This window comes from Psychrobacillus sp. INOP01 (genome assembly GCF_018140925.1).
In the GTDB taxonomy this organism is placed as follows: Bacteria; Bacillota; Bacilli; order Bacillales_A; family Planococcaceae; genus Psychrobacillus.
Genome location: NZ_CP073315.1, coordinates 3,691,304 through 3,706,853, shown reverse-complemented (window position 1 = coordinate 3,706,853; position 15,550 = coordinate 3,691,304). Strand labels below are relative to the sequence as shown.

Sequence of the window (15,550 nt, the reverse complement as noted above, 5' to 3'; positions counted from 1 at the left end):
ATTTTGTTCATTGTTTTTTAGACATTAGCACTAAAATTATTAAGAAAGCCAATCATGCATGTCATTGGCTTTCTCTCACATTACGACTCGGAAGTTACATTATTTTCAAAAGGTTTGCCATCTCAATAGCTGAGATTGCTGCATCGTATCCTTTGTTTCCAGCTTTTGTACCTGCCCGTTCTATTGCTTGCTCAATGGATTCTGTTGTAACAATACCGAAAATAACCGGTACCCCAGTTTGTAAACCTACCTGTGCAATTCCTTTTGCCGCCTCATTGCATACATAATCATAGTGTGTGGTAGATCCTCTTATTACAGTTCCAAGACCAATGACAGCATCGTAATTATGGGATTCAGCCATTTTTTTCGCAATAAAAGGAACTTCAAATACACCAGGAACCCAAGCAACCTCAATGTTATCATCTGCTATTCCATGACGTTTTAATCCATCAATTGCACCATCAACTAACTTTGCATTGATGAAATCATTAAAACGCCCTACGACAATACCTATTTTCAAATCTGTGCCAATTAAATTTGCTTCTATTGTTTTTACCATTTTATTCTCTCCTTTAGCTAGCTTTAATATTTATTAAATAACTTGATAATTCTTCGATTGTTACAATTTTCATATGGAATTGTTGGGCAAATTCAAGTAAATCCGGTAGACGTGCCATTGATCCGTCATCTTTCATAATTTCACAAATTACACCTGCTTTAGCTGAAGCACAAAGTGTTCCAAAATCCACTGCAGCCTCTGTATGTCCACGTCTTTCTAATACACCACCAGGCTTTGCAATTAGTGGGAAGACATGTCCAGGTCGCTTAAATTGAAGTGCACTTGCTTGTGGATTAATGACTTGCAGCATTGTTTCTGAACGATCGAATGCACTAATACCTGTAGATGTGGTCTCGTGATCAATCGACACAGTGAATGCAGTTTGATGAAAATCTGTATTGTTAGAAACCATCGGTTGTAATTGCAATTCCTGTGCGATTTCCTCATGAATTGGCATACAAATCAATCCTCGACCATACTTGGCCATGAAATTAATATTTTCTGGTGTTGCAAATTCTGCTAAGCAAAGGAAATCACCTTCGTTTTCGCGGTTTTCATCATCTACTAAAATAATGAGCTTTCCTTGTTTTAGATCCGAAATTGCTTCTTCTATCGTATTTAGCATGTTATTATCTCCTTAAAAACCGTTCTGCTTTAAAAAATCTCGTGTAATAGTCGATTCCTTATTTGTAACATATTGATGCATATACTTTCCTAGCATGTCACATTCAATATTGACTAGTTCACGCTCTTTTTTCATCCCTAGGACGGTCTCCTTATTTGTATGGGGAATTAGGGACACGGTTATTGTCGATTTATTTATTTCAAAAATCGTTAAGCTTGTGCCATCAATCGTAATGGAGCCCTTTGGTATACAAAAGTGACTCACTTCTTCTGGTACACTTATATCAATATAAACTGCATTTGCAGTAGGACGTTTCTTCAAAATTGTACCGACTCCGTCAACGTGCCCTGAAACGAAATGACCACCAAATCGACCATTTGCCGCCATTGCTCTTTCTAAGTTTACAGCTGAACCACTGTTTAATAATTTTGTTGTAGTCGCGTGAAACGTTTCTGGCATAACATCTACTGTAAATTGGAATTGTGAAAACTCAATTACTGTTAAACAAACACCATTCACTGCGATACTATCACCTAATTTTATGTCTTCTAAAATTCGTTCGGCACGTATAACAAGTTGCATACTGCTTGCACTTTTTTGAACGTTCTTTACTGTGCCTAGCTCTTCAATAATTCCTGTAAACATTGCTTCCTCCTTTTACTAAGTATTTTAAGGCGAAAATTGTAAATCCCATATAAATAAAAAACTCCGTACACATAGGTGTCGGAGGAAAATTAGGTAGATTCAAATAAGCCTTTTGTCATTAACTCTCAAAAAGCATTGAACTACTCCTTCTCCCATCCAGACTGTAACTGTCGGCTTTGGATTTACACCAAATCATGCGTTTTACGGCTCACAGGCTCTGAGATTACTCTCTTACTGTCGATTGGGACTTTCACCCGACCCCGAAGGATAATTATTCAATTAAAAAACGCATCCAAAATTTATCGGATGCGAGAGAAGTCATACTTTAATAAGCCCTTTCGTTACGTTTTTTTTTAGCAGAACTAAAAAAACCTAGACAATAGGCGACCTACTCCTTCTCCCATCCAGACTGTAACTGTCGGCTTTGGACTCACACCAAATCATGCGTTTTACGGCTCACAGGCTCTGAGATTACTCTCTTACTGTCGATTGGGACTTTCACCCGACCCCGAAGGATAATTATTCAATTAAAAAACGCATCCAAAATTTATCGGATGCGAGAGAAGTCATACTTTAATAAGCCCTTTCGTTAAGTCTTTTTAGCAGAACTAAAAAAACCTAGACAATAGGCGACCTACTCCTTCTCCCATCCAGACTGTAACTGTCGGCTTTGGATTCACACCAAATCATGCGTTTTACGGCTCACAGGCTCCGAGATTACTCTCTTACTGTCGATTGGGACTTTCACCCGACCCCGAAGGATAATTTATTTAACTGATATTAGAATAGCAAGACTTGAATTTATTTGCAAGGAAGTTAGACTTTTATTACGATGACTCACCCTTATCTAAAAAATAATAAAATAAGAAAACGATATAAAAAAACGCCAATTCCCTCATTTAAAGGTAATTGACGAATTACAAATTTGTGTAAATAGAAGGTTATATTGACAATCTTTTATTTTTCATACCATTTAATATTTTCTTCTGTATGCTTAAATATTGGTCAAGCTCCTCCTCGGTTAATTCTTCAAATAACTCCACATATATTTCTTCACCTAGTTTTTGTGCTTCAATTAGAGCTGATTGACCTTTAGCGGTTATCTTCAGATGGATCGTCCTGCGATCTTCTTCATCATACAGTCGTTCAGCAAGCTCAAATTTCACAAGTTTTGATGAAATATTGGTTATTGCTCCTTTTGAATATTGAAGAATGTCTGCTAATTCACTTTGTTTTTTCGGTCCATTTGTACGTAACTGAGCTAATACTAAAATTGCTGATATTCCAACTGGATATGCAAACTTAGAGGAAAACTTGACAATATTTTCGTTTGAAATTAATTCACTTGAATGAATAAGTTTAAATAAATTTGTTTTTTCCATACAAATCACTCTTATTTAGCGGAGCATGATGGATCCGCCATCCACCATCATTGTTTGACCTGTCATATACCTAGAGTCCTCACTTGCTAAAAACACAGCTACACGACCAATATCCTCTTCCACATCACCAAAGCGACCCATTGGAATTTTACTTACTACAGATTCATAATATTCAGGTTGTGCTTGTGCCCATGCTTGTACCCCTTCTGAGTTTGCCAGCGGACTAATGATATTTACATTAATGCCAAAGCGACCCCATTCATTTGCTGCAACTCGAGATATTCCGCGAATAGCTTCTTTTGCAGCTGCATATGCCGCTTGTGTTTCATGCCCGGCCAGCCCTGCTCCAGAAGCAAAGTTAATAATATTTCCTTTCGTTTCTTTTAGATAAGGAAGTGCTGCCTGCATCAAATAGAATGTAGGATAAAATCCAGTACCAAATGATAGGTCTAGATCAGCTTGTGTAATGTTCTCAAACGTCAATTGTTTCGATGCATGTGCATTATTCACAAGTACATCTATCTTACCGTACTTATCAACTACTGTTTTAATGATATTAGGTAAGTTTTCACGATCCATAAGATCAGCTTTTACAAACATAGATTTTGGAGAAATTTCTTGCAATAATTTTTCACTTGCATTTCCTGTTTCATCATTAACATCTACAATCGTAACGATTGCTCCTTCTTTCACCATTGCTTTTGCCATTCCGAACCCAATTCCTCCGGCACCACCAGTAATAATTACAACTTTGTCTTGAAGTTTACTCATTCGTAACACTCCTTTAATAAATTTTTATTTCCAATATAGTTTAACACTAAACTATTTATCGATAAACTAATATGTTTTATAACTTATCGAAGTTCTATATCTTTTAGAAAATCATAAAATACATAGATTCTAATTTAGAAAAAAAGGGGGAAATGGAAATGTTTGCAGTTCATTTTATGGAGAAAAATATAATTGTTTTAACTCAAGTATTAAGAGTTATCCCTGCAGTAGATGAGGAACTAAAAATTAAAGGAAGAAAAGGCAAAATAATTAGCGTTCAAGAAACAGAAGAAAATGGTATCCGAGTACAAGTAGAATTTGAAAAAGTTGTGGATAAAAATAAAACTTCTATTAAGGATCTTGGGAAGAAAAAACGATAATAATTTCTATACAATAAATACCCGTTAAATGATTAAATACTCATTTAACGGGTATTTTGTATTAGTGAATATCTCGTTTTTTGAAGCTACCACCTCTTACTTCTGCCACTTCAGTGATAACAACAAAAGCAGTTGGGTCCATTTCTTTAATAATCGTTATTAATTTGTTTTCTTCCATTCGAGTGATTACACATGTGACAATGTCCATTGTTTCATTAGAAAAACCACCACGGCCACTGGAATATGTAACACCACGACCTAAACGATCCTGAATTGCAGAACCAATTTCCTCCGATTTTTTACTAACAATCCGAACAGATTTTGAATTTTCAAGTCCTACTTGAATAACGTCTATAACAATTTTAGCTATGTAATAAGTTGTAGCTGAATATAGAGCACTTTCTAATCCATAAATAAAACCTGCACCTACGAAAATAAACGCATTTATGAAAAGAATAATATCTCCTACTGAAAAAGGTACTTTGCGAGAAACAAGGACTGCGAGAACTTCTGCTCCATCGAGTGCTCCACCGTTACGTAGGACAACTCCAATACCAACACCTAGCATAACACCACCAGAAATTACTACTAATAAGGGATCCTGTGCACTTAAAATTGGCTCAATATGATGCATTAAAACTGTAGATATAGATAATGATGCAATCCCAATAATACTCATTATTGCGAAGGTTTTACCGACTTGTTTATAACCTAAGTACACAAACGGAATATTTAACACAAATAATAATACTCCAAGAGGAATGTTAAATAAGTACATACCCATGATACTAACTCCTGTTACTCCACCATCAATAACTGAGTTCGGTATTAAAACTGCTTCAAGTGCATAAGCCGCAATTGCTGCACCTATTACAATCATAATTATTTTACGGATTGTGTCCGCCACTTTGTTCTTTTGCATACGCTTGAAAAACTCCCTTATAATAAACAGATTGAACAAAGATTGTTCATTTTATAATTTTAAAGAAAAAATAGGTTGGTTACAAGTCAGAATCTTACTACCAAGCACTATTAGTACACATAATACAATTGTGAATTTGAAACACAACCATAAGACAAGCCTGTAAACTTATAACGTTTACAGGCTTGTCTTTCGCTTTTATTAGGTACCACAAAATGTTTTGTATGGTCCTGAGGTATCTAGAGGAAGTGAAGTATAGTCCAAATATTCCGAATTATAATCGTAAGGGTTGGATATTACTTTAAGAAGATTCTCTAATACACTATAGTCTTCTTTAACCACAGCTGCTTCAAGTGCTTCTTCTACCCGGTGATTACGGGGAATGACTACAGGGTTACTTTTTTGCATTAGTTGCTTTATAAATTCTTTAGATACTTCTTGTTTTTCTAATCTAGCTTGCCAAGTTTCATGCCACTGTTCAAAGTCCTTTTTGCCAACCAAAACTGTCTCTTCTAATTTACCGAGAGTCAATAAGCGGAATGTATTAGTATAGTCTGCTCCATATTTCTTCAAAAGTTGAAGTAAGTTATCAATTAATGAAATATCCTCTTCTTCTATATTAAAAATCCCTAGCTTATTTCCCATTCCTGTTAGCCAGTGTGCTTCATACTTTTCCGGAAAAGTTGTCATCGCTTCTTGCGCTTGTTCCAGAGCCTCATCCTGGTCTTCATGAATAAGAGGCAATAAGCTTTCTGCTAATCTTGCTAAGTTCCAAGCGGCAATATTCGGTTGATTTTCATAAGCATAACGACCATGAGTATCAATTGAGCTAAATACTGTTTTAGGGTTATAAATGTCCATAAAAGCACATGGACCATAATCGATTGTCTCCCCACTTATTGTCATGTTATCAGTATTCATCACTCCATGAATAAAACCGACAAGTTGCCATTTGGCTATTAAAGCGGCCTGGCGTTCAATCACTTCTTGAAGTAATAAAAGATAACGATTTTCTTTATCCATAAATATTGGATAATGTCTCTCTATTGCATAATCTGCTAATGCCTTTAGATCGTCTATACTTCCCCATTTTGCAGCATATTGAAATGTACCTACTCGTAGATGACTTGCAGCTATACGCGTCATAATAGCACCGGGTTGGACAACTTCCCGCATAATATCTTCCCCAGTGATGACTACGGCGAGGCTACGTGTTGTTGGAATACCAAGCCCATGCATAGATTCACTAATAATATATTCACGTAGCATTGGTCCAAGTCCTGCTCGACCATCTCCGCCTCGTGAATATGGTGTCCTACCAGAGCCTTTCAACTGTATATCAAATAGTTCTCCTGAGGGCGTAATTTGTTCACCAAGCAATAGAGCTCTTCCATCACCTAGCATAGTAAAATGTCCAAATTGATGTCCAGCATAAGCCTGTGCTAATGGTATACCACCTTCTAATGCGCGATTACCTGCGAGTTCTTCAACACTTTGTCTACTTTTTAGTGCGTTAGTATCTAACCCTAACGAAGTTGCCAATACATCATTTAAGATGACTAATTTTGGATCGCTTACAGGATTTACATTAATAGCTGTAAACATTATATGGGGAAGGCTGGTATAGGTATTTTCCAGGTTCCAACCTACTTTTATATTATCTTCTGTCATCGTATCATCCTATCTGTATAGTGATAAAATCAGACTTGTTACTTTTCTCTATATTATTATACACTTACTTGGTGAAAATACGCTTTTCTTGCTTCTATCTTATAATTTGAGAAAAACCGGGCTAAAAGATGCTCTGTCCTTTCCGTTCAAACCCTGTTTCTATTGTTTTCGAAGGTCTTTGTACAGACGTTTTGCTATATGATTACCGAATGAATTTTTAGGGATGCTGGTTGGTTGTGACTAACGTCACAACCAACCAGCATCCCTTTTTTCGGTAATCTTATAGCGTTTGTCCCGCTTTAACGGGCAGTACACTCCCATTTCGATGTTTGACCTAAGCGACAAAAGCATAAGCGGGAGATAACTGCCCGTAAAACAATCCTATCATCTAAGCGATAAGCGAGGCTAAATCTTATGGTGGAGTACTACACACTAATTGATTGTAGTGAAAGGTGGCGACTCCGGCAGGATCAGTGAGACAGATGAACCATCACATCGACGCGCAAGCGACGGTGATGGTTCATCGCTCACCCTGCGGAGGCCAACAGGATGTTGGTCACGAAGGCGTTGCGCTCGCGTGGTGGCGTTCTTAGCCTTCGTTCCTTTGTCTCCACCTGAAACGGAAATCAGTTGTATTATTCATTCTTTAAGGTCCCATTAAAGGCATCCCATGAATTACTAAACAAATAATTTTTTATTCAAAAAAACAATTAAGGTCACAATAACCAATAGTAAACCTGAAATAACAAATACTGCTCTTACACCAATTAGATCAGTAGTAATTCCGATAACTAGAGCTGATACACCAAATATCCCACTACCTACAGTTCCGAGTGAGGTATATACAGTAACAAGTTTTTCTATAGCAACACTTCGTTGAATAACTGTTTCCTGTGGGATATTTTTTACTTGGCTGAATAGGCCAATACTTGCCGAAAGAAATAAAGCAATTACAGGATGACTAATAGAGCCGAATACTATCGTCAGCATCCCACTTATCAGCGCACCAAAACAAATAAAATAAAATTTATATTTTTCTACTAAGTCAGGAAATTTTAAACAGTAAAGACTTCCAACCAAAAATCCTATAAAAAATGATCCATTTATAAAACCCCACCATTGTTCTCCTGCTGCAAGTACCTCTTCCACATATACGTAAACAATTGCTGCAATCCACACTGTCCCCGCTATTGTCTCAATCATATCCATCTGCATGATCTTTCTTAATACTGGCGTAGCACCTATACTTCTCCATCCTTCAGTGAGCTTTGACCAGAAGGTAGCTTCTTTTTCTTTTTCTTCTTCATATTTTACATGTTGAAGAAGACTTAAAGTTATACTTGATATTAAAAACAAGAAACTGACAATCATAATCATTTGGATAGGGCTTACAGCAAGAAGTAACAGACCACCAAAAAGCCAAGCGACTATTTGAATCATTTGTGTAAGTGTTTCCAGCATACCATTTGCTTTAACAAGTAATCTATCTTCTACGTAATAAGGTAGAAAAGTCCGCATGATAGGATTGGCACACCCATCAAAAAAACCAATTAATCCGATTATGAAGTAAATGACCCAATAATTAGATCCATTTAAAAATACATGGACAAATATTAATAGTCCGACTAACAATACAGTTTTGAAGCCTTGAGTCCAGACTAACAATGTTTTTAAACGATATTTCCCAAGCAATAATGGAGTTAATAAGTTGGAAAGAAACATTGCAGAGGTTATCGTAAATGGAACCATGGCTGATATTGCGGCTGAGCTTGTTAAATTATATAAAATACTAATTACACTAACTATATAAAATATATCCCCAAGATTGGCTATAGATTGCCCTGTTACTAATAAAATAAAATTCTTATTTGACTTCATTCTAATCCCCCACATTAAATTTCACGTTTTTTTTAACATGATTTTAGGGATCAGATTGGACAATTCATATACCAGGCTCCTTTTTCAAGCAAGCGGAAGGAACTTAGGGGGATTTGCAAAGTTCCTTCATTTCCTCGCTTCATTTTTCCAAATTATATCATTTTTAAAGTTAATCCACCATTCGTTTTTTATACACAATAGCTGTCAATAGATAGACCAACACTGCCCAAATCACAATTACGGCTAGGTTTGAAAATACATCACCGAACCCTGCTCCCTGTTCCACTTTTGTTGCAAGTTCGATGAGCTGAATATTTGGTAAATATTCAGCTACCTGCAATATTGGATACTTATCAGCCCATTCCGTTACAAATGATCCCATTGTAAAAATTGTAATGACAGGAAGGACAATTACAGAGGATTCCATAACTGATTTTGCAATAAGTCCCAGTAAAGTTCCTAATCCAATGAAGAAAATAGATGAAATAATAATTGCAACTGCAACGATTGCGATGTTAGCTGGACGATATTCTGATAAATATGCACAGAGGAAAACTATAGCAATGGTTAATATAAATGATAACAAGCTCTTACCGCCAAGAATTTCTAATGTGCTAGCGGGAGATAGCATAAGTCCGCGAAGAGTATTCTTTTCTTTTTCTTCTGCTATTAAACAGCATTGAACGTATGTACCAACCATTGTAAATGTCATATTAATAATCATAAAATGAGCTTGAATTGAATCTATTCCCATTCTTTCGTATAATGCAGCCAAAATTAGAGGTAAAAAAATAACGATTGACACTGCTATATTTCTTGAAAAATCCTTAAAATCTTTTTGAAAAATTGCATTTACTCTCTTCCATGAAAACGTCATACCAATTCTCCTCCAGTCACCTTTACAAATATGTCTCCTAAAGTTGGTTCGTTTGAATGTACGGTTTGAATTTGATTTTCTTTCATAAGCTGGAACATTTCTTCTGCACCAACTGAATCCTTTTGGAGTACAATTTTTTCATTGTTCAACAATTCTACAGTTAAGGTCCCATCAGCGAATGGTTTTTTCAGCTCACTCGGCTTATCTAAAAGCTGAATTTTCCCCTTGTGAAGGAAAGCTACTCGATCACACAGTGTATCTGCCTCCTGCATGTCATGAGTAGTCAGGAAAATCGTTGTTCCTCTATTGTTTAACGCTCGTAAGCCGTTGTATATATGTAGTGTATTTACTGGGTCTAATGCAGAGGTCGGTTCATCTAAAAATAACAACTCAGGATCGTGTAATATCGCTCTAGCTAAGTTGACTCGCTGTGTCATTCCTTTAGATAAAGTAGAAATCTTCTTCTTTCCCGCTTCTTTTAAATTCACAAACGCCAGTGCCTCATCCACCTTAGAAATGGGTAAATCATACAGTTTACAGTAAAGCTGAAGATTTTCAATTATTGAGAGTCTTCCATATAACCCACTATTATCTGTTAGAACACCGAATTTTTTCCGAGCTTTTGGATTTTTCAGGACAGACACGTTCTCTCCAAAAACGAAAGCATCTCCTTCTGTTGCATTTAATTGTCCCGTTAAGATTTTAATAGTTGTTGTTTTACCAGATCCACTAGGTCCAAGAAATCCAAAAATCTCTCCCTTTTTTACTTCAAATTGAACATCTTCTATTGCTTTAAAATTTGAATAGTATTTTGCTAGGCCCTTCACTTCGATTGCATTTTCCAATTGAAACCCTCCTAATTGTTTGTTGAGCATTTTGTATGAACAACTTAAGATTAAGAGATATTCTCATTAAAAACCTTATATTTCAGGTGAATGGAGTTAAAATTGGGGTGAATGGAGCTTATTTGAGGCCCAACATTCCCTTTAAATCTGCCATTTTCGTCTTCGAAAGTGGAACAGATGATTTTTCCGAATCATCCAGAACTAAACTATAACTATTTCTAGTCCACGTAATTACTTCACGCACTTTTTGTAAATTCACGATATAAGATCTGTGACAACGGAAAAATCCAAAGTGTAATAATCTTTCTTCTAAATCATTTAACGTAAATGTACACTGAAAACTTTCTCCTTTAATATGTAAAAAGGTTTGCCCTTCCATGCTTTCTATATAATCGATTTCTGGAGGATCAAATAATACGATTTTTTCATTTACTTTAGTTGGTATTTTTTCAAAACGAATAGGCTGAACTATCTTTTCTTCATAATCATTTTCTAATTTCATATTCGAATCTTCTTGTGTGTCTACTTCCATTTGAATTGGATGAAGTCCTTTTTCATCCAAACGGTATATTTTATCGGAATAAGCCAAAGCACTTTCTATTTGATTTGTTAAAATGAGAATAGTTTTATGTGACAAACTTAGGTGTCTAAGTGCATTTATTAAGACTTTCTTAGACTCCATGTCTAGGTTTTGATCTGGTTCTTCCATGATGTATATTGCAGGATTTTGGATAAGTAAATGTGCAAGTTGAACACGTTTCTTTTCTGAATATGTAAGTTCTTTTATTTTCTTATTCTTTAAGGCATCTAGCTGCACTATCTGTAAAACCTCTTCAATTGACTGATCTGATTGATGAATACGGTGGAAGAATTGGAGTGATTCCTTCACTGTAAGTCTTTCATACTCCCCTTCACGTAGGAAATAAAAACCTAGCTTTTGCTTAGGATTATATTCTATGTTCCCTTTTGATAACTTGATTTTCCCTAATAATGTGAATAATAGCTGCTCTCGAACATTGACGTTTGTACAAAGTGCAACAATTTCACTCTCATTTATTGTTAAGTTAAACTCTGGAAAAAGTATTGCATCATTCATTTGCTTTTCAGCTTGTATAAATTTTAGCGACATGTAATATACCCCAATTCTATCTATCTTATCTCTATTATATAAAAACACGAGCCGTAAATGGGCTCGTGTTTTTACTTTAAGTAAATTTTTTCATGTTAAATGAGGTGAAATCCATTCTTCACAATTTTAGAGTGCTATTACTTTCGAATCTTTCTTTTCGCGTGTAAGCAGTTGAATTGCAAATAATATCCCGAATACGACAAGTCCAATAACATCCGACATGCTCTCTGGGTATATCAATAACAACCCTGCTCCTACTGCAAAAATTCTTTCCAACCAATTAACCTTTCTATACCAGTAGCCTATCATTCCTGCACCAATAGAAATCATCCCAATTAGTGCAGTAAATGTAACCCAGATGATTTCCCACAATGTTGTATCAATCATCAACAATGTTGGAGAAAACACTACCATGTATGGAATGATAAAAGCTGCAATTGCTAATTTGGAAGCTTCAAGTCCAGTTTTTATAGGATCACCACCAGATATCCCTGAAGCTGCAAAGGCGGCGAGTGCAACAGGAGGTGTTATATCTGCGATTATTCCAAAATAGAAAACAAAGAAATGTGCGGATAATAATACAACAATTGGTACAGCACTTTGGGCAACATCTGGAGCTAACAAAGTAATTATAGCCGGTGCTGCAATTGTAGAAGTAATAACATAGTTCGCAGTGGTCGGTGCACCCATACCCAAAATAAGGGAAGCAATCATAACGAAGAATAATGTTAATATGATACTTCCACCAGCTAATTTAACCAAGCTTGTCGCTAAGCTTAAACCTAACCCTGTTTTTACAACTACCCCAACGATAATACCAGCACATGCAGTAGCTGCAACAACTCCTAATGCTGTTCTTGCTCCATCAACTAGGGCGTCCAAAATTTCCTTTGGACCAAGTTTTGTGTCTTTGTTTATCAGTCCTACTACTATACAAGCTAGTATCCCATATAAAGCTGAATGGATAACAGGAACTCCTACCATCATTAAAATAATGATCAAGAAAATAGGCAGGATTAAATAGATCTTTTTAAATATTTCTTTCCGATCTGGCATTTGTTCATCTGTTAATCCACGTAATCCTAAACGCTTTGCTTCAAAATGTGTCATAATCCAAATTCCGGTAAAATATAGTACTGCTGGAATGGCAGCTGCCTTGGCAATATCCCAATATGTTATGCCACGACCGATAAATTCAACCATTAAGAATGCAGCCGCACCCATAATTGGAGGCATCAATTGGCCTCCAGTGGAAGATGATGCTTCAACTGCCCCAGCAAATTCCTTTTTATAGCCAAGCGATTTCATCATTGGAATCGTATAAGCTCCAGAAGTAACAACATTTGCAACAGAACTTCCTGAAATTGTTCCTTGTAAGGCAGATGAGAAAATTGCAACCTTCGCTGGACCCCCTATAAGCTTCCCTGCAACTGCAACTGATAAATCATTAAAGTACTGACCTACTCCTGTTTTTACTAAAAATGCACCAAAAAGCAAAAATGCAAAAATATAGGTAGATGAAACAGCAAGAGGTGTTCCTAAAATACCATCAGTTGTGTAGAACATTAAATTGACAATATTATCGACACTTTGACCTCTATGAGCCATAAATGCAGGGAAATATTCTCCAAAGTATGCATATACCAAAAAGATTGCGGCGATTATTGTAATAGGCAAACCAACTGCTCTTCTAGATGCCTCTAAGACAAGTAACACCGCTAGTAAACCTACTATGAAGTCCATAGTCTCTAAGGAACCTAAACTTTGTACTAAACGAGTATAGTTTATCGTCCAATAGCTTCCGATTAACAAAGCACCAGCTGTTAATATGAAATCATACCATGCTATTTTCGACTTAGAAAATTTTCTTCGTGCTGGAAATAGTAAAAAGATAAAAACTAAACCAAATCCTAAATGGACAGTTCGTTGAATTTGAGCAGGAAATTGACCGTAAATGGCTGTATAAAGTTGAAATAAGGAAAATGCCATTAAACCAAAATAGATAATGTATTTAAGCACACCATCTAAAGTACGAGTATTCGACTCCAGATCATATTTCTCTAAAATTTCTTGTTGTTCTTCCAAAGACAGCTCTTCAAACTGATTGTCTTGTATATTTTGATTTTTCTTATCTGCCATTCAATTTGACTCCTTTCACTTTTTCAAACAACGAGATTTTCTTTACTTTAAATTCGTACGACTTACCTCTTTCGAGCTCTTCTTTTAAATTGAAATGTTTCTCGTTGTAAATAAAATCTAATTTTTTGTCTACATCTCCAATATGTAAAATAAAATCGTTCAAAACTGCTTCATCGTATTTGAGCGTGTATACACCATTCTCATAAGTCAATGTTTGACCTTTCTCGGCATAACCAGGCATTCCAATTGAAACATCACTATATTGCATGGATACCAACTGAATTTCATTCGACTCTAGTACTTTATAGCTTTCTATCACATCTGTAAGGTGAATAGTATGTGTGAAAATAATTTGAAAGCTATTCTGTTTCTCTATTGAAATATAGTGAATAGTTGGATGCTCCGTTCTAGTCTCCGTAAAAGTAAACGCCGGAAAGACAGGGATTAAACAAAAAATAATTAAAAGAAAAATCAAAACCAATCCGATTATTTTTTTCATGAAGTTGTTAAACCTCACTTTTGTTAACAAAAAGGGACTCGAAGCAATTCGCAACAGAGCCCCTTATAACTGTTAGATTATTTATTGACTTCATCGAAATATTTTTGTGCTCCTGGGTGAATTTCAATTCCGATACCATCTAAAGCAGTTTCGGCTTTGATAAACTCACCTTTTGCATGACTGATTTTATCAGTATTTCCATAGATTGCTTTTGTCATTTCATATACTAGGTCTTCTGGAAGCTCTTTGTTTACTGCTAGCATAGCTAGTACAGAGACTGTTGGAGTTTCTTCTGTTAAACCGTAAGTACCAGATGGAATTGTATCCTTCGCGTAATATGGATATTTTTCGATTAATTCGTCTGCTTTTTCATCACTTACTGGAATGATAGAAACTTTGTTTGTAGCATTTAGTGCTTCCACAGCACCAGTTGGATAACCAGCTGTAATAAATGCTGCATCGATTTGTCCAGATTGAATACCATCTGTTGACTCACCGAAATCTAAATTTTGTGCTTCAATATCGTCCATTGATAAGCCATGGATTTCAAGCAATTGCTCTGCATTCGCATAGGTACCAGACCCTGGTGCACCAACAGAAACCTTTTTCCCCTTTAAATCTTCAAATGAAGTAATTCCAGAATCCGCTAATGTAACTAATTGAACTGTTTCTGGATATAACGCACCTAATGCTGAAACCGCATCTGTTTTCTTACCTTCAAACATCATTATTCCTTCAGTACCATAGTAAGCAATATCCGTTTGAACGAAAGCTATATTACCTTCACCTTCTTGTAATGCTGTCATATTAGCTGCAGATGCTTGAGATACCTCTGCAGTAGTTTTAACACCTGTTTCCGTAGTGATTAATTCTGCAAAAGTTCCACCTAGTGGATAGTAAGTACCTTGCGTTCCACCAGTTAACATACTTAAAAATTTATAATCATCTTTTGTTTTACCTGAATCGCCTTCTGAACCACTGTCAGAAGAATCCCCATCTGTTGAACCACAAGCTGCAAGTATCAATAATACTAAAACGCTTAGTATACTCAAAAACTTTAACTGTCTTTTCCTCATTCCATTTCCTCCCTTTTTATATATAATCCCCTTGCACTTATTAATATTAACATATAAATTTATTTAATTGTCAACCTATTTAGTATTTTCGGTATTTTATAGAGGGTAAAGTGGTTTCAAAAAAAAGCATACATTTAATCGTGTTAGGATCA

Annotated in this window: 14 protein-coding genes, 1 pseudogene and 3 riboswitches; of the genes and pseudogenes, 1 reads left to right on the top strand and 14 read right to left on the bottom strand. The window is 35.8% G+C overall.

Annotated elements, in window-relative coordinates; genetic code table 11:
• Positions 1-94: 94 nt before the first annotated feature.
• The 5 genes and pseudogenes from ribE (KD050_RS18080) to KD050_RS18060 all read right to left on the bottom strand — a co-directional run bounded on the left by ribE (KD050_RS18080) (position 95) and on the right by KD050_RS18060 (position 3,982).
• Entirely contained in the window at positions 95-559 is a 465-nt protein-coding gene (gene ribE, locus KD050_RS18080) for a 6,7-dimethyl-8-ribityllumazine synthase (protein WP_211893703.1), read from the bottom strand.
• Positions 560-596: 37 nt separating this feature from the next.
• Positions 597-1,184: pseudogene (gene ribB, locus KD050_RS18075) on the bottom strand (3,4-dihydroxy-2-butanone-4-phosphate synthase); the annotation flags it as partial.
• Positions 1,185-1,196: 12 nt separating this feature from the next.
• A complete protein-coding gene (gene ribE, locus KD050_RS18070; RefSeq protein ID WP_211893701.1) occupies positions 1,197-1,829 on the bottom strand; it encodes a riboflavin synthase in 633 nt (210 codons plus the stop codon).
• Between the two features lie 140 nt (positions 1,830-1,969).
• Positions 1,970-2,101: riboswitch (FMN riboswitch) on the bottom strand.
• Between the two features lie 116 nt (positions 2,102-2,217).
• A riboswitch (FMN riboswitch) is annotated at positions 2,218-2,349 on the bottom strand.
• 114 nt (positions 2,350-2,463) lie between these two features.
• A riboswitch (FMN riboswitch) is annotated at positions 2,464-2,595 on the bottom strand.
• Between the two features lie 175 nt (positions 2,596-2,770).
• A complete protein-coding gene (locus tag KD050_RS18065) occupies positions 2,771-3,211 on the bottom strand; it encodes a MarR family transcriptional regulator (protein ID WP_211893700.1) in 441 nt (146 codons plus the stop codon).
• 15 nt (positions 3,212-3,226) lie between these two features.
• On the bottom strand, positions 3,227-3,982 hold the full coding sequence (locus KD050_RS18060) for an SDR family NAD(P)-dependent oxidoreductase (RefSeq protein WP_211893699.1): 756 nt from the start codon (positions 3,980-3,982) through the stop codon (positions 3,227-3,229).
• A gap of 158 nt (positions 3,983-4,140) precedes the next feature.
• On the opposite strand from KD050_RS18060, the gene KD050_RS18055 reads away from it, so the two are divergent.
• A complete protein-coding gene (locus tag KD050_RS18055) occupies positions 4,141-4,362 on the top strand; it encodes a hypothetical protein (protein WP_211893698.1) in 222 nt (73 codons plus the stop codon).
• Positions 4,363-4,423: 61 nt separating this feature from the next.
• On the opposite strand, the gene KD050_RS18050 is transcribed toward KD050_RS18055, so the two are convergent.
• The 9 genes from KD050_RS18050 to KD050_RS18010 all read right to left on the bottom strand — a co-directional run bounded on the left by KD050_RS18050 (position 4,424) and on the right by KD050_RS18010 (position 15,398).
• A complete protein-coding gene (locus tag KD050_RS18050) occupies positions 4,424-5,284 on the bottom strand; it encodes a YitT family protein (protein WP_211893697.1) in 861 nt (286 codons plus the stop codon).
• 201 nt (positions 5,285-5,485) lie between these two features.
• Complete coding sequence (locus KD050_RS18045; RefSeq protein ID WP_211893696.1) at positions 5,486-6,955, bottom strand: protein adenylyltransferase SelO; 1,470 nt, start codon at positions 6,953-6,955, stop codon at positions 5,486-5,488.
• A gap of 678 nt (positions 6,956-7,633) precedes the next feature.
• Complete coding sequence (locus KD050_RS18040) at positions 7,634-8,833, bottom strand: MFS transporter (protein ID WP_211893695.1); 1,200 nt, start codon at positions 8,831-8,833, stop codon at positions 7,634-7,636.
• A gap of 169 nt (positions 8,834-9,002) precedes the next feature.
• The gene (locus KD050_RS18035; protein WP_211893694.1) at positions 9,003-9,710 is read right to left on the bottom strand and encodes an ABC transporter permease; all 708 of its coding nucleotides are present in this window, start codon (positions 9,708-9,710) and stop codon (positions 9,003-9,005) included.
• On the bottom strand, positions 9,707-10,555 hold the full coding sequence (locus KD050_RS18030; RefSeq protein WP_211893693.1) for an ABC transporter ATP-binding protein: 849 nt from the start codon (positions 10,553-10,555) through the stop codon (positions 9,707-9,709). The genes KD050_RS18035 and KD050_RS18030 overlap by 4 nt, the downstream gene beginning before the upstream one ends.
• A gap of 118 nt (positions 10,556-10,673) precedes the next feature.
• Entirely contained in the window at positions 10,674-11,684 is a 1,011-nt protein-coding gene (locus tag KD050_RS18025; RefSeq protein WP_211893692.1) for a LytTR family transcriptional regulator DNA-binding domain-containing protein, read from the bottom strand.
• 126 nt (positions 11,685-11,810) lie between these two features.
• Positions 11,811-13,823, bottom strand: coding sequence for a TRAP transporter permease (locus tag KD050_RS18020; RefSeq protein ID WP_211893691.1), 2,013 nt, complete (start codon positions 13,821-13,823; stop codon positions 11,811-11,813).
• The gene (locus KD050_RS18015; protein WP_211893690.1) at positions 13,813-14,322 is read right to left on the bottom strand and encodes a DUF1850 domain-containing protein; all 510 of its coding nucleotides are present in this window, start codon (positions 14,320-14,322) and stop codon (positions 13,813-13,815) included. The genes KD050_RS18020 and KD050_RS18015 overlap by 11 nt, the downstream gene beginning before the upstream one ends.
• 77 nt (positions 14,323-14,399) lie before the next feature.
• Positions 14,400-15,398 (bottom strand): TAXI family TRAP transporter solute-binding subunit, encoded by a 999-nt coding sequence (locus tag KD050_RS18010; protein WP_211893689.1) that lies wholly within the window; start codon positions 15,396-15,398, stop codon positions 14,400-14,402.
• Positions 15,399-15,550: the final 152 nt, after the last annotated feature.

What these genes read in the sequence shown, in the direction of transcription:
- KD050_RS18055 (WP_211893698.1), top strand. Translation starts at nt 4,141, where the DNA reads ATGTTTGCAGTTCATTTTATGGAGAAAAATATAATTGTTTTAACTCAA.
- KD050_RS18045 (WP_211893696.1), bottom strand. Translation starts at nt 6,955, where the DNA reads ATGACAGAAGATAATATAAAAGTAGGTTGGAACCTGGAAAATACCTAT.
- KD050_RS18015 (WP_211893690.1), bottom strand. Translation starts at nt 14,322, where the DNA reads ATGAAAAAAATAATCGGATTGGTTTTGATTTTTCTTTTAATTATTTTT.
- KD050_RS18010 (WP_211893689.1), bottom strand. Translation starts at nt 15,398, where the DNA reads ATGAGGAAAAGACAGTTAAAGTTTTTGAGTATACTAAGCGTTTTAGTA.
- KD050_RS18025 (WP_211893692.1), bottom strand. Translation starts at nt 11,684, where the DNA reads ATGTCGCTAAAATTTATACAAGCTGAAAAGCAAATGAATGATGCAATA.
- KD050_RS18060 (WP_211893699.1), bottom strand. Translation starts at nt 3,982, where the DNA reads ATGAGTAAACTTCAAGACAAAGTTGTAATTATTACTGGTGGTGCCGGA.
- ribE (WP_211893701.1), bottom strand. Translation starts at nt 1,829, where the DNA reads ATGTTTACAGGAATTATTGAAGAGCTAGGCACAGTAAAGAACGTTCAA.
- KD050_RS18040 (WP_211893695.1), bottom strand. Translation starts at nt 8,833, where the DNA reads ATGAAGTCAAATAAGAATTTTATTTTATTAGTAACAGGGCAATCTATA.
- KD050_RS18065 (WP_211893700.1), bottom strand. Translation starts at nt 3,211, where the DNA reads ATGGAAAAAACAAATTTATTTAAACTTATTCATTCAAGTGAATTAATT.
- KD050_RS18020 (WP_211893691.1), bottom strand. Translation starts at nt 13,823, where the DNA reads ATGGCAGATAAGAAAAATCAAAATATACAAGACAATCAGTTTGAAGAG.
- KD050_RS18050 (WP_211893697.1), bottom strand. Translation starts at nt 5,284, where the DNA reads ATGCAAAAGAACAAAGTGGCGGACACAATCCGTAAAATAATTATGATT.
- ribE (WP_211893703.1), bottom strand. Translation starts at nt 559, where the DNA reads ATGGTAAAAACAATAGAAGCAAATTTAATTGGCACAGATTTGAAAATA.
- KD050_RS18035 (WP_211893694.1), bottom strand. Translation starts at nt 9,710, where the DNA reads ATGACGTTTTCATGGAAGAGAGTAAATGCAATTTTTCAAAAAGATTTT.